The organism is Phycicoccus jejuensis (genome assembly GCF_044797865.1).
Lineage (GTDB): Bacteria > Actinomycetota > Actinomycetes > Actinomycetales > Dermatophilaceae > Phycicoccus > Phycicoccus jejuensis.
The window spans coordinates 3,415,790-3,433,688 of record NZ_CP085209.1; the positions used below are offsets into that span (position 1 = coordinate 3,415,790).

Below are 17,899 nucleotides of genomic sequence, written 5' to 3' on the forward strand. Positions count from 1 at the left end.
CGCCGGTAGGCTCGAGGACGTGTACTTCACCGACCGCGGCATCGAGGAGCTCCAGGCGCGGCGGGGGGACGAGGAGGTCACCCTCGACTGGCTGGCGGAGCAGCTGAGGACGTTCGTCGACCTCAACCCCGACTTCGAGGTGCCCGTGGAGCGGCTGGCCACCTGGCTGGCCCGACTGGACGACGAGGACGAGTGAGCGAGCAGATGCCGGACGAGCAGGGCGGCCCCGGGGGCCAGTCCCCCATCGAGTTCCGCCCGAGCGCGGAGGCGGTGGTCGTCCCCGACGGTCCACGCGACCTCGCGCTCGTCTTCCTCGGCGCCTCCCTCGTCGCCGGGGTCGGCGACCCCAAGGGCCAGGGCTGGGTCACCCGCGTCGTCGGGCGCACCCAGCACCCGGACCTCACGCTGACCTCGTACAACCTCGGCGTGCGGGGCGACACCTCCGGCGACCTGCTCGAGCGGTGGGCCGGGGAGGTGCCGCGGCGCTGGCGCGGCCGGTCCGAGAAGCGCCTCGTGCTGTCGGTCGGGACGAACGACATCCTCTCGGGCGTCTCGCTGGCGCGGCACCGGCTCAACCTCGCGAACCTCCTCGACGACGCCGCGTCGTCGGGCGTCGGCACCTTCGTCGTCAGCCCGCCCCCGACGGACGACGAGGAGCTGAACTCGCGGCTCGAGGTCCTCGTCGACGCGCAGGCCGACGTCTGCGGTCGGCGCGGGGTCCCGTTCGTCGACTGCTACGCCCCGCTGCTCGGGCACGACCAGTGGCGCACCGACCTCGCCGCGTCCGGCGTGCCGCACCACCCGGGCCAGGCCGGCTACGGGCTCATCGCCTGGCTCGTCCTGCACAATGGCTGGAACGACTGGCTCCAGATCGCCTGAGCGACACGTCGATCCCCTGCGTCACGGTGATGGCGGGGAAACCCGCCTCGGACGCGGATGTATCCCCGTCCGCGACGAACAACCGCGCCATCACGGTGATGACGCGGTTGTTCGTCGCGACCCTTCCGTCGGTCAGACGGTGAAGACGACCTTGCCGGCGACGCGGCCCTCGACCATCCGGGCGAAGCCGTCGCGTGCGTCGGCCAGGGGCATGACGGAGTCGACGAGCGGCTCGATGCCGGCGTCGACGACGAACCGGGCGAGGCGCTCGAGCTCGTCGCGCGTGCCCATCGTCGACCCGACGACCCGCAGCTGCTTGAAGAAGATCTTCGTCAGCTCGGCCTTCGAGGGGGCGTCGCCCGACGTCGCGCCCGAGATGACGACGGTGCCGCCCGGCCGCAGGCTGTTGATGCTGTGCGACCAGGTGGCGGCGCCGACGGTCTCCATCACCGCGTCGACGCGCTCGGGCAGCCGGGCGCCGCTCTCGAAGGCCCGGTCGGCCCCGAGCCAGACGGCCTGCTCGCCCTTCTCGGCGTCGCGCGAGGTGACCCACATCCGCAGCCCGGCCGCGGAGCCGAGCTGGACCAGGGCGGTGGCGACCCCGCCCGCGGCGCCTTGGACGAGCACGGTGGCGCCGGGCTGCACGGCGGCGTTCGTGAACAGCATCCGGTAGGCCGTGAGCCACGCGGTCGGCAGGCAGGCGGCGTGCTCCCACGAGAGGTCGTCGGGCTTGGGCACGAGGTTGTGCGTCGGGACGGCGACGACCTCGGCGAGCGTGCCGTCGTGCACCTCGGACAGCAGGCTGCGGCGCGGGTCGAGGGTCTCGTCGCCGGTCCAGCCGGGCGAGGCGACGACCGCGTGGACGATGACCTCGTCACCGCCCTCGGTCACGCCGGCGCCGTCGCAGCCGAGGACCATCGGGAGCCGGTCGGCCGGCAGCCCGACCCCGCGCAGCGACCACACGTCGTGGTGGTTGAGGGCCGCGGTGCGCAGCCGGACGGTCGTCCAGCCCTCGGGTGCCTGCGGCTCGGGGCGCTCCCCGACCTCGAGGCCGCTCAGCGGGTCGTCGGCGGACTGGGACTTCGCGAAGGCGGCGATCATGCTCCCGACCCTACGGGGTCGGACGGCGGCGGGCGACGACGACGAATTGGTAGGTCAGCAGGTCGCGCAGGCCGGGGACCCAGCCGACGAGCAGCGCCAGCTTGTTGACGGCGACCGGGGCGTCGACGAAGCGCTGCGAGCGCTTCCACGCGACCGGCTCGAGCGAGGTCTGCGCGAGCAGCTCCTCGATGTCGCGGCGCGCGAACCACCGCAGGTGCGTCGAGTCGTGCAGTCCGCGGTCGCGGCGCGGCCAGGTGCGGCGCAGGAACACGCTCGTGAAGGTCGCCAGGTGCCCGACGTTCGGCAGGCTGATGACGACCTCGCCCTCGGGCGCCAGGTGGTCGGTGAAGGCGTCGAGGACGCTCCAGGGGTCCACGAGGTGCTCGAGCACGTCGGCGAAGACCATGCAGTCGTAGGGCCCCTCGAGCTGCGCGACGATCTCGTCGAGGCGGTTGAGGTCGCCGGTGACGACCCGGTCGAGGCGGCCGCGGGCCTCGCCGGCCAGTCCCTCGTCGTACTCCACCCCCGTGACGCGGGCTCCCTGTCGGCGCTTGACGGCGTCGCCGAGCGTGCCGTTGGCGCACCCCACGTCGAGCACCTCGCGGTGGCCGGTGCCGATCCGCTTGAAGATCTCGGGTCGCAGGCCGGTGTAGGACGAGTAGCGCGTGAAGGTCTTCACGGGGGGTGAGTCTGCCCTACGCGGGGCCCGGACGGATGCCCCGACCCGGCTCAGGCGCGCCGTTCCGTGCCGAGGACGGTGGGCGCGGCCCGGTGCAGCGCGTCGCGCCAGTGCGGCAGCGGCTCGAGCCCGGCGGCGCGCCACATCGCGTGGTCCAGGACGCTGTACGCGGGCCGTGGGGCGGGGGCCGGGTAGGCGTCGGAGGTGATGGGGGCGACCCGCGCCGGGTCCTCCCCCAGCTCCTCGAGCACCGCGCCGGCCAGCCCGTGCCAGGAGGTCTCGCCGGCGGCCGTCCCGTGCCAGATGCCGTAGGGCGCGCCGGCCTCGACGATCCGGGCGATGCCGTCGGCGAGGTCGACGGTCCACGTCGGCTGGCCCACCTGGTCGGCGACGAACCCGAAGGTGTCGCGCTCGCGCGCGAGGCGGGCGACGGTCGCCGGGATGCTGCGCCCGTGCGCCCCGTAGAGCCACGCGGTGCGCACGACCCAGGCGCGGGGGCACTCGGCCCGCACGGCCCACTCCCCGGCCGCCTTGGTGCGGCCGTAGGCCGAGGCGGGGGCGACCGGCGCGTCGGCGGGCCACGGCGTCGTGCCGTCGCCGGCCACGACGTAGTCGGTGGACACGTGCACGAGCGAGCCCGGGCCGGCTGCCACGGCGCGCGCGAGGTTGGCCGCGCCGACGGCGTTGACCGCGAAGGCGCGGGCCTCGTCGGTCTCGGCCGCGTCGACCGCCGTGTAGGCCGCGCAGTTGACGACAACGTCGGCGCCCGCGACCGCCGCGGCGCAGGACGCCGGGTCGAGGACGTCGACCGCGGGCAGGTCCATCCCCACGACCTCGTGCCCGCGCTCGCGCAGCACCTCGACGAGGTCGGTGCCGAGCATCCCGGCCGCACCGACGACCAGCCAGCGCGCCATCAGCGGCCGAGGACCTGTTGCGTGCGGGCGTACCGGGCCTCGGTGGCCTCCTTCTGCGGGCGCCACCAGGCCTCGTTCTCGCGGTACCAGTCGATGGTGGCGGCCAGGCCGTCGCGGAAGCTCTCGTAGCGCGGGCTCCAGCCGAGCTCGCGCCGCAGCCGGTCGGCGTCGATGGCGTAGCGCAGGTCGTGGCCGGCGCGGTCGGTCACCTGGTCGAAGCCGTCGGGGTCCTCGCCCATGAGCTCGAGGATGAGCCGGACGACGTCGAGGTTGTTGACCTCGCCGTCAGCGCCGATGAGGTAGGTCTCGCCGGAGGCGCCGCGGTCGACGATCGTCCAGACGGCCTCGTTGTGGTCGTCGACGTGGATCCAGTCCCGCACGTTGAGCCCGGCGCCGTAGAGCTTGGGGCGCACGCCGTCGATGACGTTGGTGATCTGGCGGGGGATGAACTTCTCGACGTGCTGGCGCGGGCCGTAGTTGTTCGAGCAGTTCGAGATCGTCGCGCGGATGCCGAAGGAGCGGACCCAGGCGCGCACGAGCAGGTCCGAGCCGGCCTTGGTCGAGCTGTACGGCGAGCTCGGGTTGTACGGCGTGGCCTCGGTGAACTTCGCGGGGTCGTCGAGCTCGAGGTCGCCGTAGACCTCGTCCGTCGAGATGTGGTGGTAGCGCACCCCGTGGCGGCGCACGGCCTCCAGCAGGGTGAAGGTGCCGACGAGGTTGGTCCGCACGAACGGGCTCGGGTCCTCGAGCGAGTTGTCGTTGTGCGACTCGGCCGCGAAGTGCACGACGAGGTCGCACTCGCCGACGAGCCGGTCGACGAGGTCGGCGTCGGCGACGTCGCCCTCGACCAGGCGGACGCGGTCGAGGGTCCCCTCGAGCGAGGCGGTCGAGCCGGCGTACGTCATCAGGTCGAGCACGGTCACGTCCGCGTCCGGACGCGTCGCGAGCGTCCGGTGCACGAAGTTGCTGCCGATGAACCCGGCTCCCCCGGTGACGAGTACCTTCATGCGCGCAAGGCTACTGCCCGGCCCGGAACCGCCCACCGATAGGCTCGACGGCATGAAGGGCATCGTCCTCGCCGGCGGAAGCGGCACGCGGCTGCACCCCATCACCATGGGGATCTCCAAGCAGCTCATGCCGATCTACGACAAGCCGATGGTCTACTACCCGCTCTCGACGCTGATGATGGCGGGCATCCGCGAGATCCTCGTCATCACCACCCCCGAGGACGTCGACCAGTTCCGCCGGCTGCTCGGCGACGGCTCGCGCTGGGGCATCGAGCTCTCGTACGCCGTGCAGCCGCGGCCCGAGGGTCTGGCCCAGGCCTTCGTCATCGGGGCGGACTTCATCGGCGAGGACTCCGTCGCCCTCGTCCTCGGCGACAACATCTTCCACGGCAGCGGCCTCGGCACCGCGCTGCGTCGCCTCACCGACGTCGAGGGCGGCCACATCTTCGCCTACCACGTGGCCGACCCCACGGCCTACGGCGTCGTCGAGTTCGCCGACGACGGGACCGTCGTGTCCATCGAGGAGAAGCCGGCGCAGCCGCGCAGCGACTACGCCGTGCCGGGCCTCTACTTCTACGACAACGACGTGGTCGAGATCGCGCGGTCCCTGGAGCCGAGCCCCCGCGGCGAGCTGGAGATCACGGCGGTCAACGACGCCTACCTGCAGCGCGGCGAGCTGACGGTCACAGTGCTCCCCCGCGGCACCGCGTGGCTGGACACCGGCACCTTCGAGGGGCTCATGGACGCCAGCCAGTTCGTCCACGTCGTCGAGGCCCGCCAGGGCCACAAGGTCGGGTGCGTCGAGGAGATCGCCTGGCGGGCCGGCTGGATCGACGACGACGCCCTGCGCGCGCTCGGCGACGCGCTCCTCAAGTCCGGGTACGGCGCTTACCTCCACGCCTGCCTGGCCCGGGGGACGCGCTGATGGACATCCGCGCGCTCTCGATCGAGGGGGCCTTCGTCGTCACCCCGCGCCAGTTCCCCGACGACCGCGGCGTCTTCCTCGAGTCCTTCCGCGGCGACCGGCTCGCCGAGCACCTCGGACACCGCCCCGACGTCGTCCAGACCAACGTGTCGGTCTCCTCGCGCGGCACGGTGCGGGGCATCCACTTCGCCGACGTCCCACCCGGCCAGGGCAAGTACGTCACCGCGCTGACCGGCTCGCTCGTCGACTACGTCGTCGACATCCGCGTCGGCTCGCCGACCTTCGGGCAGTGGGAGGCGGTCCTCCTCGACACCGTCGACCGCCGCGCGGTCTGGCTCTCCGAGGGCCTCGGCCACGCGTTCTGCGCGCTCGAGGACGGCACGACGGCGATGTACCTGTGCTCCGCCGCGTACAACCCGACCGGCGAGCACGGCATCCACCCGCTCGACCCCGCCGTCGGCCTCGAGCTGCCCGAGGGGGTCACGCCGCTGCTCTCCCCCAAGGACTCCGAGGCGCCCACGCTCGCGGAGGCCGCGGGCCAGGGCCTGCTCCCGACGTGGGAGGCGTGCCGCGCGCACGCCGAGGAGCTGGCCCGCCGCTCGCGCTGAGCGCGCTCAGCCCCGCGCCGACCGGGTCGGGGCGAGCCGCCGCACGGCCTGCGCCACCGCCTCGGCGACCCCGGGCTCGAACACCGAGGGCACGATCTGCTCCGCCGTCGGCTCGGGCACCATGTCCGCGATGGCCCGCGCCGCCGCCAGCTTCATCGCCTCGGTGACCCGCGTGGCCCCGGCGTCCAGCGCGCCCCGGAAGATGCCGGGGAAGGCGAGGACGTTGTTGATCTGGTTCGGGAAGTCCGAGCGCCCCGTGGCCACGACGGCGGCGTGCCGGTGCGCGACGTCGGGGTGCACCTCGGGGGTCGGGTTGGCGAGCGCGAAGACGATCGCGTCGGGGGCCATGGCGGCCACCTGCTCCTCCGGCACGGTGCCGCCGGAGACGCCGACGTAGCAGTCGGCCCCCTCGAGCGCCGTCCCGAGCGAGCCGGTGAGGCCGCGCGGGTTGGTCGAGAGCGCGAGCCGCTGCTTGTGCTCGGAGAGGTCCGGGCGCCCGGCGTGGATGATCCCGCGCGAGTCGCACACGACGACGTCACGGACGCCGGCGCGCTGGAGGAGCCGGGTCACGGCGACGCCGGCGGCCCCGGCGCCGGCCACGACGACCCGCAGGTCCTCGAGCCGGCGGTCGAGGACGCGCACCGCGTTGTACAGGCCGGCGAGCACGACGATCGCCGTCCCGTGCTGGTCGTCGTGGAACACGGGGATGTCGAGGCGCTCCTTGAGCTGCTCCTCGATCTCGAAGCAACGCGGCGCCGAGATGTCCTCGAGGTTGATGCCGCCGTAGCTCGGCGCGATGCGGGCGATCGCCTCGACGAGCTCCTCGACGGTGCCGGTCTCCATGACCACCGGTACCGCGTCGATGCCCGCGAAGTGCTTGAACAGCACCGCCTTTCCCTCCATCACGGGCATCGCCCCGAGCGGGCCGATGTCCCCGAGGCCGAGGACGGCCGTGCCGTCGCTGATGACGGCCACCGTGTTGCCGCGGGCCGTGTAGCGGGTCGAGAGCGTGGGGTCGGCGGCGATGGCGAGGGACACCTCGGCGACCCCCGGGGTGTAGAGGAGCGAGAGGTCCTCGCGCCCCCGGAGCGGTTGCGTCGCGTGTACCCCCAGTTTCCCGCCCTCGTGAGCACGGAAGACCGGGCTCTCCGGGTCGAAGGACGGCAGGACGGGGGACGCGGACACGATGGCTCCTCGGAGAGGGAGGGGGGCACGCGAGCGGACAGCGTGCGGAAGGGGGTGCTGCGGCCCGCAGGGATGGGTGCGTCTGCGGGTGTCGCGCGGCGGGGGTGTCCACCGGAAGGTCCTCATCATGGCACAGGGGCCCCCGGCGGCCGAGGCCTCCGCGTGTGACGCACGTCGCGGTGCGGGCCCGCGGACACGCCCGGATAGTTACCCGGGCGTGACGCACGTCGCACGCTCCGGTGGCAGGATCACCTGCACACCCTCTCGGTCGGGCGCCCACCCGGGGTCCGGCACCCGTGAAAGGACCAGCATGCTCCGCACCCGTGCGATCGCCGTCGCCGCTCTCGCCACGACCGCCCTCGCCCTCTCGACCTGTGGCTCCGACTCGCTCTCGACGGGCGGCAGCACCACCTCGGCGCCGGCCGGCTCCTCGGCCCCCGCGCCGAGCGTCGACGCGGCCCTGGCCGCCAAGCTCCCGGAGAAGATCAAGAGCGCCGGCAAGGTCGTCATCGGCACCGACGCCACCTACCAGCCGAACGAGTACCTCGACTCCGACGGCCAGACGGTCATCGGCATGGACGTCGACCTCTTCGACGCCGTGATGGCGAAGTTCGGCGTCAAGACCGAGTGGCAGCCCTCGGCGTTCGACTCGATCATCCTCGGGGTCCAGAGCGGCAAGTACGACGTGGGCGTCTCGAGCTTCACGGTCAACGCCGAGCGCGAGCAGCAGGCGACGATGGTCAGCTACTTCAAGGCCGGCACCCAGTGGGTCACCCAGAAGGGCAACCCGAAGAAGGTCGACCCGGCCAACGCGTGCGGCCTCAACATCGCGGTCCAGAAGGGCACGGTCCAGGCCGACACCGACCTGCCCGCCCGTGACAAGGCGTGCACCGACGCCGGCAAGCCCGCCATCAACGCCCTCGTCGACGGCGACCAGGCCAAGGTCACGGCCATGGTGCAGTCCGGCAAGGCCGATGCGATGCTCGTCGACCTGCCCCCGGCCATCGCGGCGGTCGACTCCACCGGCGGCACCCTCGAGCTCCTCGGCGACCAGTACGACTCCGCCCCCTACGGCTACGTCCTGCCGAAGGACCAGACCGAGTTCGGCGACGCCATCGTCGAGGCGCTCAAGCAGCTCGAGGCCGACGGCACCTACCAGGAGATCCTCGCCAAGTGGAAGACCGAGGGTGGCGCGATCAGCGACTTCGCGGTCAACCCCTCCGTCGGCTGACCATGACCGACACCACCGCCGACCGGCCGGGCGCGATCGACGCCCGGCCGGTCCGGCACCCCGGACGCTGGGTCGCGGTCGCCGTCATCGGGGTCCTCGTCGCGATGCTCGTCAACTCGTTCGTCACGAACGAGCGCTGGGACTGGGCCTACACGTTCCAGATCATGCAGCAGAAGTCGGTGATCAACGGCCTGTGGATGGGGACCATCCTCGGCACGGTCATCGCGATGGCGATCGGCGTCGTCCTCGGCGTCGTGCTGGCCATCATGCGGATGTCCGAGAACCCCGTCCTGCGCGGTGTGTCCTTCGTCTACACGTGGTTCTTCCGGGCCATCCCGCGCTACGTCCTGCTCTCGCTCTTCGCCGTCGGCTTCGGGTACCTCTACCTCAACAAGTTCGACGTCGGGATCCCGTTCTCCAGCATCCACTTCGCGACGATCGACTACAGCGCGTGGTCGAGCACCGTCCTCATCGGCGGCATCGCGCTCGGCCTCTCGGAGGCCGCCTACATGGCCGAGATCGCGCGTGCCGGCATCCTGTCGGTCGACCGGGGGCAGGCCGAGGCCGCCCAGGCGCTCGGGATGGCCCCCGGCAAGACGATGCGCCGCATCGTCCTCCCCCAGGCCATGCGCGTCATCGTGCCGCCGACCGGCAACGAGACGATCGCGATGGTCAAGGACACCTCGCTGTTCATCGCCGCCAACATCACCATCGAGCTGTACTACCAGGCGACCTTCTTCGGCTCGCGCGCCTTCAAGATCATGCCCGGCCTCATGGCGGCGACCCTCTGGTACCTCATCGTCTGCACCATCCTCATGGTCGGGCAGTCCTGGTTGGAGCGGTACTTCGGCCGTGGCTACGGCCCGACGCCGAAGGCCACGAAGCAGAAGCTCACCGAGATCGGAGCCGACCACTGATGCCCGCCACGTCGGACGCACCGCTCGTCCACGCCGTCAACGTCACCAAGTCCTTCCACGGCAACGAGGTGCTCAAGGGCATCGACCTCGACGTGCGCACCGGCGAGGTCGTCGTCCTCCTCGGTCCCTCCGGCTCCGGCAAGACGACCTTCCTGCGCTGCATCAACCAGCTCGAGACCATCGACGGCGGGCGGATCTGGGTCGACGGCGACCTCATGGGCTACGACGACCGCGGCGGCACCCTCCACCGCCTCACCGACAAGCGGATCGCCGCCCAGCGCCGCGACATCGGCATGTGCTTTCAGCGCTTCAACCTCTTCCCGCACAAGACGGTCCTCGAGAACGTCGTCGAGGCGCCCGTGCAGGTCAAGGGCGTGGACCGGCGCACCGCCGAGGCGCGGGCGCACGAGCTGCTCGAGCAGGTCGGCCTGCAGGACAAGCCTGCTGCCTACCCGAGCCAGCTCTCGGGTGGGCAGCAGCAGCGCGTGGCCATCGCCCGGGCGCTCGCGATGGAGCCCAAGCTCATGCTCTTCGACGAGCCGACCTCGGCCCTCGACCCCGAGCTCGTCGGCGAGGTTCTCAAGGTGATGCGCGACCTCGCGCAGAAGGGGATGACGATGATCGTCGTCACCCACGAGATGGGCTTCGCCCGCGAGGTCGCCGACCGGGTCGTCTTCATGGACGGCGGCGTCGTCGTCGAGGAGGGCCCCCCGGGCCAGGTCATCGGGAACCCGCAGCACGGGCGCACCCGCGCCTTCCTCTCCCGGATGCGCCAGGAGGAGCAGGCCCACGCGCAGGCCGTCACCGAGGCGGTCAGCGCCGGGGCCGCCGCGCTCGACGACGCCCCGAAGGAGCCGTGAGGCCGGCGCTCGTCCGCGTCCGCGGGCGCTCGATGCTCCCCACCTACCGCGACGGCGACGTGCTGCTCGTGCTCCGCGGGCTGCGCCCGCGCGCTGGGCGGGCCCACGTGGTGCGCCTGCCACCGGACGCCGCGGGCCGCCCGCGACCGCTCGCGGTCAAGCGGCTGACCGGGCGCGACCCGGACGCGCCCGAACGCTGGTGGGTGGACTCGGACAACCCGGCCGAGGGGGTCACGTCCTTCGACGTCGGCTCCCTCGCCGAGGCCGACGTCCTCGCGGTGGTCGCCGGGTTGGTGTGGCGTCCGCTGGGGTAGGTTGAGGAGGACCGCGCGTCCCCCCATCTGATCAGGAGTGACCCACATGCTGTCCCTGTTCCGCGTCACCGAGGTCTCGGCCCACTGCGACCTCCCGTGCGGCGTCTACGACCCCGCCCAGGCCCGCATCGAGGCGGAGTCGATCAAGGCGATCATCGCCAAGGTCGCCGACAACGACGACCCCGACTTCCGCACCCGCGCCATCCTCATCAAGGAGCAGCGCTCGGAGCTCGTCAAGCACCACCTGTGGGTGCTGTGGACCGACTACTTCAAGGCGCCGCACTTCGAGAAGTACCCGCAGCTGCACACCCTGTTCAACGAGGCCACGAAGCTCGCCGGCGCCTCCGGCACCAAGGGCGAGCTCGACGCGGCCAAGGCCGACGAGCTGCTCGCCAAGATCGACGAGATCGCGACGATCTTCGCCGAGACCAAGAAGGCCTGAGCCACCGGCTCGAGTCCGACGGCGGGTGTCCCCTCGGGGGCGCCCGCCGTCGTCGTGTCCGAGGGTGCCCGAGCTCAGAGGCCGGGGACGGTGACGACGTAGACCTCGCCGGAGCCCTCGAGGTCGACCGGGCCCTCGCGGTCGGGCAGGAACGCGGAGCCGGTGTCGGAGAGCTCGACCTCCCCGGTGGCCGAGCGCAGGGTCACCCGCCCGCGCAGGCAGAAGACGAGCCGCGGGCCCGCCTCCCCCGGCAGCCGGCGCCCGGGCTGCACCCGGTGCAGGAGGAAGCGGTCGGACGCCCCGGGGTACACCTCGACACCGTCGGCCAGCCGGACGCCACGGCCCGCGACGCCGTCGGCGCGCGGGTCGACGATCCGCAGGAGCTCGGGGACGTTGACCTCCTTCGAGGTGAGACCCGCGCGCACCACGTTGTCGGAGTTGGCGAGGACCTCGATGCCCAGGCCGTGCACGTACGAGTGCAGGACCCCGGCCGCGACGTCGATGAACTCCCCCGGCCGCAGCACGCGGTGGTGCATGAGGAGCAGGACGACGAGCCCGATGTCGTCGGGGTGCTCCTCGGCCCGGGCGACGACGGCGGCGGCCGCGCCGGCGATCTCGTCCTCGCCCTCGGACATCCGCAGGCACGCCGCGACGACCTCGCGGGTCAGCCCCGGCACCTCGACCGGCGGCGTCGCGAGGACGTTCGCCAGCACCGCGTGGCAGGGGTCCTCGGCGCCCCGCGCCGCCTCGACGGCGCGCGTGAAGGCGGGCACCGCGAGCCGGCGGGCGATCTCGGCGACCTCGTCCGGCTCGCGCATCCCGACGAACACCTCGAAGGGGGCCACCGCGAGGAGCAGCTCGGGCTTGGCCGAGTCGTCGACGTAGACGCTGTCGCCGGTCAGCGCCCGCAGCTCACCGGCCTGCGCGGCGCTCGGGTGGACCTGGATCGAGATGGCCCGCCCCGGGGCGAGCACCTTGAGGAGGAACGGCAGCCGCTCGCCGTGGCGCTCGACGCAGGCCGCTCCGAGCTCGCCGACCGGGTCGCTCGCGACGACCGCCGCGAGGTCCGGGGCGCCCGGACGGTCGGTGCCGGCGGGCCCGCTCTCGTGAGCCCCCATCCACAGCTCTGACTCCGGCAGGGCGGTCGGGATCGAGCGGCCCTGGAGGCTCGCGATGGCGACGTGGGATCCCCACGCGTCGTTGAAGACGACAGGCGTGAGGCGGTCCACGGGGTCCTTCGGGTCGGGGCGGCCGGACGGGCCGGCAGGTCGCTCGACTCTACCGGGCGCCCGCGCCCTGCTCGCCGACGCGCCCTACGGCCCCGTCCTCGACGATGCGGGTCAGGGCGTCGACGACGTCGGGGTCGTACTCGTAGCCGAGGCCGAGGTGGATCCGCTCGATCGCCGCCTCGACGAGCGCGGGGTCGGCCGAGCCACCGGTCAGGTCGTCGTAGGCGTTGGCGCACTTGATGATTCGGCTCGCCATCGGGACGTCCTCGCCGAGCTCGCGGACCATGCGGTACGGAACGGTCTGGTCCTCGACGTAGTCGGCGACGTCCTCGAAGATCTCGGCGCGGCGGATGATGCGACCGCCCTCGGCCGCGATGGAGCGCTGGTCGGCGGGCGCCGCGAGCACCGTGGCGCCGTCCGGGATGGGGTCCAGCAGGGAGATCTGCCCCAGGTCGTGCAGGAGGGCCGCGTACTCGAGGTCGCGCAGCGTCCGTTCCGACAGGCCGAGGACGCGTCCGATCCGGAGCGACAGCTGGGCCACGCGCTCGGCGTGGTGGACCGGGGTGTAGCCGCCGTGCTCGGTGAGGTGCGACAACGTGGCGATGAGCTGGCGGTTCGTGGCGCGGTTGCGGATGTACTGCCGCACCGCGGTGTAGGCCATCGCGAGCGGGAAGAGCGCCAGCGGCAGCGACAGCAGCCCGAGGACCGGGGCCATGAGGGCGACCATGGGTCCGGTGACGACGACCGCCACCGTGAGCGGCGCGGCCTCGCCCACCTCGTCGCGCACGGCTGCGGACCACGGGGTCCGCTGGCGCTCGGCGCGCACGGCCGCCACCAGGACGATCTCGGTCAGCAGCCCGACCGTCGCGACGAGCACCATCTCGAGGGCCACCGCGGCGCGCGGCACCGTCGGGTCGACCTGGGTCTGCCAGAGCGTCGGCGCCCCCCAGTCACGGGTGACGAGCGCGGCGACCGCCACCCCGACGACGCGGGCGGCGAGCACCGGGGCGCCCGCCGGCCGGTGACGCAGCGCCCGGTACCCGGCGGCGAGCAGCAGCCCCGCGGCGACGACGAGGACGACGAGCCCGGCCTGGACGTCGAAGCGTGGCTCACCGAACACCGGCCCGAGGAAGACCGCGCTGAGGGCCGCGGCGGACGACAGCGGCGCGGTCTCACGGCCGCTCGGCATCCGGATCCGGGCCAGCTCGCCGAGCGCGACGCACGCGACGACGACGAGCAGCGTGTCGCCGTGGGTCGTGAGCAGCGTCGGCAGCTCCCACCCGGCGGCGAGGAGCCCGCGCAGGACCGCGAGGGCCCCGAGCAGGAGGACGACCGTCCGGGCGACCCCCTGGGGCCGACGGATCATCGGCCTCATCGCCGCACCGACTGACCGCTCCGCATCAGCGCGTGGTCCAGGGCCCGGAGGATCTCGCCGTCGGCCGTCCGCCGGGCGAGCAGCTCCCTGGCCTGCGTCGGGGCCAGCAGGTGCCCGTCCGGTGGCCCGACGGAGGTCAGCAGGTCGAAGCTGTCGGCCACGCCCACGATGCGCGCGGGGAGCGACAGCTGCCGGTCGGTGCCGAGCGCCTCCCGGTGGCGCCGGATGGGGTCGAGCGCCCCGTCGAGGAAGCTGAGGTCGTGGAGGATCTCCGCTCCCCGTGCCGGGTAGTCCAGCACCGCTGCCTCGTCGGTCAGGTCGATGCTGCGCGCGGTCCGGGTCGGCAGGCTCGTCTGGCCGAGGTCGTGGAGCATGCCGGCCACCCGGGTCTCGGCGACCTGCTGGGGGCCGAGCCCGAGGTGCTCGGCCATGTGCGCGCTGAGCTCCGCGACCCGGGCGCTGTGCCCGGCGAGGCGGGGGGCCTTCGCCTCGAGGGCGGCGACGAGCACCTCAAGAGCTCGTTGTTGGCCGGTGAGCTCCTCGGCGTGCTGGCGGTAGGCCCACTGCGCGACGACGAGCGGCGCCAGGGCGATGACCGCGGCCGCCGGGCCGAGGTCGGCCGGCTTCCAGAGCACGACCATGATGAGCGCGATCGCGGTGTACCCGATGTGCGCGAGCCCGGTCCCCCGGGCCACCGCGAGCGCCTGGGGGCGCATCGGCACCCCTTCGGCCACCCGCATGACCCCGACGACCGCGAGGAGGTTGGTCACGGCCTGCGCGAGGTCCGCGAACAGGAGCGGGACCGCCAGGCCCACGACGATCGCGCCGACGCCGCGCAGGCTGCCGGGGTCGGTCGTCCCCCCGGCCAGGAGGAAGACGATGCCGCCGGCCGCGCCGTGGAGCGAGAACTGCGCGGTGTTGAACACGCGGTTGCGCAGCGGGGCCTTCTTGTACTGGATGCCGCCCAGGACGGCGCCGACGACCGCGACCCCCGCGGGACCGACGATGGCCTGGCTGGCCACGAGGATCACGCCGGACAGCGAGGCCCGCACCCGGCCCTCGACGACCGCGTCGGGCAGGAGGACCTGCAGGACGGCGAACAGCAGGAAGACGAGCAGGGCCGCCGGGTCGGGCAGCCCGTAGCGCAGCCCGGACCAGATGCCGAGCGCGACGGCGAGAGCCGCGACGGCCGCGATGTACGCGGCCGTCGCGGCCCTCGTGGACCGACGCTCGCGGGGCGAGTCGCTCATCGGCGCAGCCCCGGAGCGGGAGTGGTCACCAGCTCCAGGAGCCCTTGGCCGACGCGCCGGCGACGACGTTCGAGCCGTCGGAGGGAGCGGCCGACGCGGTGCCCGAGACGGTGATCGTGGCGAGAGCGGCGAGGAGCGCGGCAGCGGCGAGAGAACGGAACGTGCGCATGATGTGTCCTTCTTCCAGAGGGTGGATGTCCCGGCCCTGGCTCTCCGGGGCGGCCGAGACAGCGGAATTCTTTCACGGGCGGTGGTGTGCGACAATCGCAACGGACAAGATCGCCCGCGCGTGTCGTCGCGCTGGGCACCCCACGGACGAGGAGTCACCATGAGCAAGCGCGCCCGCAAGCGCCGCTCGCGCAAGGGCAACAAGGCCAACCACGGCCGCAAGCCCAACGCCTGAGCGCGCGGACGACGAAGGGCCCGGAGTGCGTCGCACTCCGGGCCCTTCGCTGTCCGGTGGGGTCAGTCCTCGTGCTCGACGCGGACGACGGTGAGCCTCTGCAGCACCTGCATCCGCACCGCGGCGGGGGTCTCGGTCTCGGTGCACGACCGCTTGACGACGGCCTTGACCGCGGCGTCGAGGTCGTGCTCGGCCAGGCACGGGCGGCACTCGGCGAGGTGGGTCGCCACACGCTTGACGTCCTCGGGGCTCATCTCGCCGTCGAGGTACTCGTAGATGTGGTGGAGGACCTCCGAGCAGTCGGCGTGCCCCTGGTGGTCGGCGTGCTGGTGTCCCATCACTCCACCTCCGCCCCGACGAGGCCGCGGTCCCGGGCGTAGCCGGTGAGCAGCGCGCGCAGCTGACGACGCCCGCGGTGCAGGCGGGACATGACGGTGCCGATCGGGGTCCCCATGATCTCGGCGATCTCCTTGTACGCGAAGCCCTCGACGTCGGCGAGGTAGACGGCGAGCCGGAAGTCCTCGGGGAGCTCCTGGAGCGCCCGGGTCACCTGCGTGTCGGGCAGGTGCTCCAGCGCCGCGGCCTCGGCGGACTTGAGGCCGGCGGACGTGTGCGACTCCGCCCGCGCCAGCTGGTAGTCCTCGACCTCGGCGGCGTCGGACTGCTGGGGCTCGCGCTGCTTCTTGCGGTAGGTGTTGATGTAGGTGTTCGTGAGGATGCGGTACATCCAGGCCTTGAGGTTGGTGCCCGGACGGTACTGGTGGAACGCGGCGTAGGCCTTGGCGTAGGTCTCCTGGAGGAGGTCCTCGGCGTCGGCCGGGTTGCGGGTCGTCCGCATGGCCGCGGCGTACAGCTGGTCCATGAGGGGCATGGCCTCGCGCTCGAAGCGGGCCTGCCGCTCCTGCGGGGTCTCGGTCGCGAGGTCGACCTCCTGCGAGGTCTCCTCGAGCGGTGTCTGGGGGGTGCTCATCGCCTCCCAGCCTATCCGGGCCCGGGGACGGGTCGAGGTGTCGAGGACGAACACGAAAGGTGCCTCCGGTCGGTGACTGTGCTGACGCAGGCGAGAACGCCGGGGGCCGCGGAGTCATTCCGCGCCGCGCCCGGGTCAGGACGTCAGCGACGCCAGGACGGCGAGGGCCGCGGCCGCGACGGCCGGGGCGGAGCGCTCGAGCGAGTGTGGACCGTCGACCTCGGCGAGGGTGCCGCGCGGGGGCAGGACGGCGCGCAGCTCCGCCGGGGTGCCGAACGGGTCGGTGCGGCCCTGGACGACGTGGACCTCCAGCCCGTCCGCGGCGGGCCGGGCGAGCTCGTCGGCGCGCGAGCGCTCCGGACGGCCCGGTGGGTGCAGGGGGAAGGAGAGGGCGAGCACCGCGCGCGCCCCCACCGCGGACGCCGTCCGGCAGGCGACGCGGGCCCCGGCGCTGCGGCCCCCGGCGACGAGAAGCGGCCCCGGGTCGAGGTCACGGAGCACGGCGACCCAGGCGGGGTCGAGCGCCGCGGGGCCGGGTCCCAGTCGCTTGCCGGCCACCCGCCAGGGCTGGTCGACGAGGACGACCCGCCACCCGGCCCCGAGCGCGGCGTCGCGCACGGCGGTGACGTCGGCGGTCCAGCGCAGGCCCCCGGCGCCGTGACCGAGGACGAGGGTGCCCGCCGCGTCCCCGGACGGCTCGCTCGTCGCGCTGCGGGCCGTCCCCGCCGGCGTCGCGTGCAGCCGCTCGCTCACTCCGCCGGACCGCCGACGACCTCGCCGGTCGTCGGGTCGACGACGCCCACGAGGTCCGCCTCGGGAGCCGGCTCGAGCAGCCCCGGCCCGTTCGCGCGGCTGCTGCTCACGGCACGCGAGACCGGGTACGCGGTGAACCGTCCCGGCGCCCGGGGCCCGAGCAGGTCCGCCACGTCGGCGGCGCCGGCGGCCGGGTCGAGCCAGCGGGCCCACTCCCCCGCCTCGAGGACGACCGGCTGGCGGTCGTGGATGCGGTCCAGCCCGGGCTCGGCCGGCCCGGTGAGGACGGTGAAGGTCGTCAGCCAGGCGAGCGGGTCGTCGGCGTCGGCGACCGCGGGGTCGCGCCAGAACTCGTAGAGGCCGGCCATCGCCACGCTCGCGCCGTCGGCGCGGGAGGTGAAGAACGGCTGCTTGCGCGGCTTGCCCTTGGCGTCCAGCGCCGTCGGCGAGGCCTGCCACTCGTACCATCCACGGGCCGGGACGAGGCAGCGACGGGCGGCGAGCGCGCGGGCGAAGGCGGGCTTCTCGGCGACCGACTCGACGCGGGCGTTGATCATCCGGACCCCGCCCCTGGCGTCCTTGGACCAGCTGGGCACCAGCCCCCACGTGAGGAGGCGCAGCTGGCGCCGCGCCGCGGCCTCGCGGTCCTCCCGCGGGGGGCGGCTGAGGACGACCGGGGCCTGCTTGGTCGGGGCCATGTTGTGGTCCGGCGTCCCCGGCGGGGGCTCCTGCGGGTTGACGAGGACGCTGCGTCCCGGCTCGCCGGTCCGGTCCTCGTCGACCTCGAACTCGAGGACGAGCTCGTCGGGGTTCGCCGTCGCCGCGTAGCGCCCACACATGGTGCTCAGGCTACGCAG

General features: G+C 73.3%; 23 protein-coding genes. 10 read left to right on the forward strand and 13 right to left on the reverse strand.

Features of this window, described 5'->3' with window-relative positions:
• Window positions 1–19: 19 nt before the first annotated feature.
• On the forward strand, window positions 20–196 hold the full coding sequence (locus tag LG324_RS16190) for a DUF6104 family protein (protein ID WP_169742049.1): 177 nt from the start codon (window positions 20–22) through the stop codon (window positions 194–196).
• Window positions 197–204: 8 nt separating this feature from the next.
• Entirely contained in the window at window positions 205–879 is a 675-nt protein-coding gene (locus tag LG324_RS16195) for a GDSL-type esterase/lipase family protein (protein WP_030527768.1), read from the forward strand.
• 132 nt (window positions 880–1,011) lie between these two features.
• Here LG324_RS16195 and LG324_RS16200 read toward each other — a convergent pair whose 3' ends face one another.
• Genes LG324_RS16200 through rfbB form a run of 4 tightly spaced genes read right to left on the reverse strand, consistent with a single transcriptional unit; the run spans window position 1,012 to window position 4,580 of the window.
• Complete coding sequence (locus LG324_RS16200; RefSeq protein ID WP_404349576.1) at window positions 1,012–1,980, reverse strand: zinc-binding dehydrogenase; 969 nt, start codon at window positions 1,978–1,980, stop codon at window positions 1,012–1,014.
• A gap of 10 nt (window positions 1,981–1,990) precedes the next feature.
• Window positions 1,991–2,659, reverse strand: a complete 669-nt coding sequence (locus LG324_RS16205) for a bifunctional 2-polyprenyl-6-hydroxyphenol methylase/3-demethylubiquinol 3-O-methyltransferase UbiG (RefSeq protein WP_051750385.1) — start codon at window positions 2,657–2,659, stop codon at window positions 1,991–1,993.
• A 50-nt stretch (window positions 2,660–2,709) separates the two neighbouring features.
• Complete coding sequence (gene rfbD / locus LG324_RS16210) at window positions 2,710–3,573, reverse strand: dTDP-4-dehydrorhamnose reductase (protein ID WP_404349580.1); 864 nt, start codon at window positions 3,571–3,573, stop codon at window positions 2,710–2,712.
• Window positions 3,573–4,580, reverse strand: a complete 1,008-nt coding sequence (gene rfbB, locus LG324_RS16215; protein ID WP_404349583.1) for a dTDP-glucose 4,6-dehydratase — start codon at window positions 4,578–4,580, stop codon at window positions 3,573–3,575. The genes rfbD and rfbB overlap by 1 nt, the downstream gene beginning before the upstream one ends.
• Window positions 4,581–4,632: 52 nt before the next feature.
• Between rfbB and rfbA the strand changes: the two genes are divergently transcribed.
• Together rfbA and LG324_RS16225 are read left to right on the forward strand one after the other, a co-directional pair.
• Window positions 4,633–5,505 (forward strand): glucose-1-phosphate thymidylyltransferase RfbA, encoded by an 873-nt coding sequence (rfbA, locus tag LG324_RS16220; protein ID WP_030527763.1) that lies wholly within the window; start codon window positions 4,633–4,635, stop codon window positions 5,503–5,505.
• The gene (locus LG324_RS16225; protein ID WP_404349586.1) at window positions 5,505–6,113 is read left to right on the forward strand and encodes a dTDP-4-dehydrorhamnose 3,5-epimerase family protein; all 609 of its coding nucleotides are present in this window, start codon (window positions 5,505–5,507) and stop codon (window positions 6,111–6,113) included. Before rfbA ends, LG324_RS16225 begins: the two co-directional genes overlap by 1 nt.
• Window positions 6,114–6,119: 6 nt before the next feature.
• On the opposite strand, the gene LG324_RS16230 is transcribed toward LG324_RS16225, so the two are convergent.
• Entirely contained in the window at window positions 6,120–7,298 is a 1,179-nt protein-coding gene (locus LG324_RS16230; RefSeq protein WP_207023534.1) for an NADP-dependent malic enzyme, read from the reverse strand.
• A gap of 310 nt (window positions 7,299–7,608) precedes the next feature.
• Here LG324_RS16230 and LG324_RS16235 point away from each other — a divergent pair, with 310 nt between their 5' ends.
• From LG324_RS16235 to sodN, 5 genes are read left to right on the forward strand one after another with little or no spacing between them, the layout of a single operon-like run.
• Window positions 7,609–8,529 carry an ABC transporter substrate-binding protein gene (locus tag LG324_RS16235; protein ID WP_404349589.1) on the forward strand — a complete coding sequence of 307 codons (921 nt, stop codon included), beginning with the start codon at window positions 7,609–7,611 and terminating at the stop codon, window positions 8,527–8,529.
• A 2-nt stretch (window positions 8,530–8,531) separates the two neighbouring features.
• Window positions 8,532–9,446, forward strand: coding sequence for an amino acid ABC transporter permease (locus LG324_RS16240; RefSeq protein ID WP_404349591.1), 915 nt, complete (start codon window positions 8,532–8,534; stop codon window positions 9,444–9,446).
• Entirely contained in the window at window positions 9,446–10,306 is an 861-nt protein-coding gene (locus LG324_RS16245; RefSeq protein WP_404349594.1) for an amino acid ABC transporter ATP-binding protein, read from the forward strand. The genes LG324_RS16240 and LG324_RS16245 overlap by 1 nt, the downstream gene beginning before the upstream one ends.
• Complete coding sequence (locus tag LG324_RS16250; protein WP_207023543.1) at window positions 10,303–10,620, forward strand: S24 family peptidase; 318 nt, start codon at window positions 10,303–10,305, stop codon at window positions 10,618–10,620. Before LG324_RS16245 ends, LG324_RS16250 begins: the two co-directional genes overlap by 4 nt.
• Window positions 10,621–10,666: 46 nt before the next feature.
• Window positions 10,667–11,062, forward strand: a complete 396-nt coding sequence (sodN, locus tag LG324_RS16255) for a superoxide dismutase, Ni (protein ID WP_030527756.1) — start codon at window positions 10,667–10,669, stop codon at window positions 11,060–11,062.
• A 74-nt stretch (window positions 11,063–11,136) separates the two neighbouring features.
• On the opposite strand, the gene manA is transcribed toward sodN, so the two are convergent.
• The 4 genes from manA to LG324_RS16275 are packed head-to-tail and all read right to left on the reverse strand — an operon-like array spanning window position 11,137 to window position 15,085.
• On the reverse strand, window positions 11,137–12,291 hold the full coding sequence (gene manA / locus LG324_RS16260; protein ID WP_030527755.1) for a mannose-6-phosphate isomerase, class I: 1,155 nt from the start codon (window positions 12,289–12,291) through the stop codon (window positions 11,137–11,139).
• A 49-nt stretch (window positions 12,292–12,340) separates the two neighbouring features.
• Window positions 12,341–13,657: an HD-GYP domain-containing protein gene (locus LG324_RS16265; protein WP_404349598.1), complete on the reverse strand. Its 1,317-nt coding sequence runs from the start codon at window positions 13,655–13,657 to the stop codon at window positions 12,341–12,343.
• A 5-nt stretch (window positions 13,658–13,662) separates the two neighbouring features.
• Window positions 13,663–14,916 carry an HD-GYP domain-containing protein gene (locus LG324_RS16270; RefSeq protein ID WP_404349600.1) on the reverse strand — a complete coding sequence of 418 codons (1,254 nt, stop codon included), beginning with the start codon at window positions 14,914–14,916 and terminating at the stop codon, window positions 13,663–13,665.
• Between the two features lie 25 nt (window positions 14,917–14,941).
• Window positions 14,942–15,085 (reverse strand): hypothetical protein, encoded by a 144-nt coding sequence (locus tag LG324_RS16275; RefSeq protein ID WP_404349602.1) that lies wholly within the window; start codon window positions 15,083–15,085, stop codon window positions 14,942–14,944.
• A gap of 159 nt (window positions 15,086–15,244) precedes the next feature.
• Here LG324_RS16275 and LG324_RS16280 point away from each other — a divergent pair, with 159 nt between their 5' ends.
• Window positions 15,245–15,319 (forward strand): 50S ribosomal protein bL37, encoded by a 75-nt coding sequence (locus LG324_RS16280; protein ID WP_009775747.1) that lies wholly within the window; start codon window positions 15,245–15,247, stop codon window positions 15,317–15,319.
• 62 nt (window positions 15,320–15,381) lie between these two features.
• On the opposite strand, the gene rsrA is transcribed toward LG324_RS16280, so the two are convergent.
• From rsrA to LG324_RS16300, 4 genes are all read right to left on the reverse strand, one after another.
• Complete coding sequence (rsrA, locus tag LG324_RS16285; RefSeq protein WP_036829601.1) at window positions 15,382–15,657, reverse strand: mycothiol system anti-sigma-R factor; 276 nt, start codon at window positions 15,655–15,657, stop codon at window positions 15,382–15,384.
• Window positions 15,657–16,289 (reverse strand): sigma-70 family RNA polymerase sigma factor, encoded by a 633-nt coding sequence (locus LG324_RS16290; protein ID WP_036829600.1) that lies wholly within the window; start codon window positions 16,287–16,289, stop codon window positions 15,657–15,659. The genes rsrA and LG324_RS16290 overlap by 1 nt, the downstream gene beginning before the upstream one ends.
• A gap of 135 nt (window positions 16,290–16,424) precedes the next feature.
• Window positions 16,425–17,042: an alpha/beta family hydrolase gene (locus LG324_RS16295; protein ID WP_404349606.1), complete on the reverse strand. Its 618-nt coding sequence runs from the start codon at window positions 17,040–17,042 to the stop codon at window positions 16,425–16,427.
• Entirely contained in the window at window positions 17,039–17,881 is an 843-nt protein-coding gene (locus LG324_RS16300; RefSeq protein WP_404349609.1) for an SOS response-associated peptidase, read from the reverse strand. Before LG324_RS16300 ends, LG324_RS16295 begins: the two co-directional genes overlap by 4 nt.
• Between the last annotated feature and the right edge of the window lie 18 nt (window positions 17,882–17,899).

Coding starts and splice junctions, on each gene's coding strand:
- LG324_RS16195 (WP_030527768.1), top strand. CDS start 205: ATGCCGGACGAGCAGGGCGGCCCCGGGGGCCAGTCCCCCATCGAGTTC.
- rfbD (WP_404349580.1), bottom strand. CDS start 3,573: ATGGCGCGCTGGCTGGTCGTCGGTGCGGCCGGGATGCTCGGCACCGAC.
- rfbA (WP_030527763.1), top strand. CDS start 4,633: ATGAAGGGCATCGTCCTCGCCGGCGGAAGCGGCACGCGGCTGCACCCC.
- LG324_RS16225 (WP_404349586.1), top strand. CDS start 5,505: ATGGACATCCGCGCGCTCTCGATCGAGGGGGCCTTCGTCGTCACCCCG.
- rsrA (WP_036829601.1), bottom strand. CDS start 15,657: ATGGGACACCAGCACGCCGACCACCAGGGGCACGCCGACTGCTCGGAG.
- LG324_RS16290 (WP_036829600.1), bottom strand. CDS start 16,289: ATGAGCACCCCCCAGACACCGCTCGAGGAGACCTCGCAGGAGGTCGAC.
- LG324_RS16270 (WP_404349600.1), bottom strand. CDS start 14,916: ATGAGCGACTCGCCCCGCGAGCGTCGGTCCACGAGGGCCGCGACGGCC.
- LG324_RS16240 (WP_404349591.1), top strand. CDS start 8,532: ATGACCGACACCACCGCCGACCGGCCGGGCGCGATCGACGCCCGGCCG.
- LG324_RS16275 (WP_404349602.1), bottom strand. CDS start 15,085: ATGCGCACGTTCCGTTCTCTCGCCGCTGCCGCGCTCCTCGCCGCTCTC.
- LG324_RS16200 (WP_404349576.1), bottom strand. CDS start 1,980: ATGATCGCCGCCTTCGCGAAGTCCCAGTCCGCCGACGACCCGCTGAGC.
- LG324_RS16245 (WP_404349594.1), top strand. CDS start 9,446: ATGCCCGCCACGTCGGACGCACCGCTCGTCCACGCCGTCAACGTCACC.
- sodN (WP_030527756.1), top strand. CDS start 10,667: ATGCTGTCCCTGTTCCGCGTCACCGAGGTCTCGGCCCACTGCGACCTC.
- LG324_RS16265 (WP_404349598.1), bottom strand. CDS start 13,657: ATGATCCGTCGGCCCCAGGGGGTCGCCCGGACGGTCGTCCTCCTGCTC.
- LG324_RS16235 (WP_404349589.1), top strand. CDS start 7,609: ATGCTCCGCACCCGTGCGATCGCCGTCGCCGCTCTCGCCACGACCGCC.
- LG324_RS16300 (WP_404349609.1), bottom strand. CDS start 17,881: ATGTGTGGGCGCTACGCGGCGACGGCGAACCCCGACGAGCTCGTCCTC.
- rfbB (WP_404349583.1), bottom strand. CDS start 4,580: ATGAAGGTACTCGTCACCGGGGGAGCCGGGTTCATCGGCAGCAACTTC.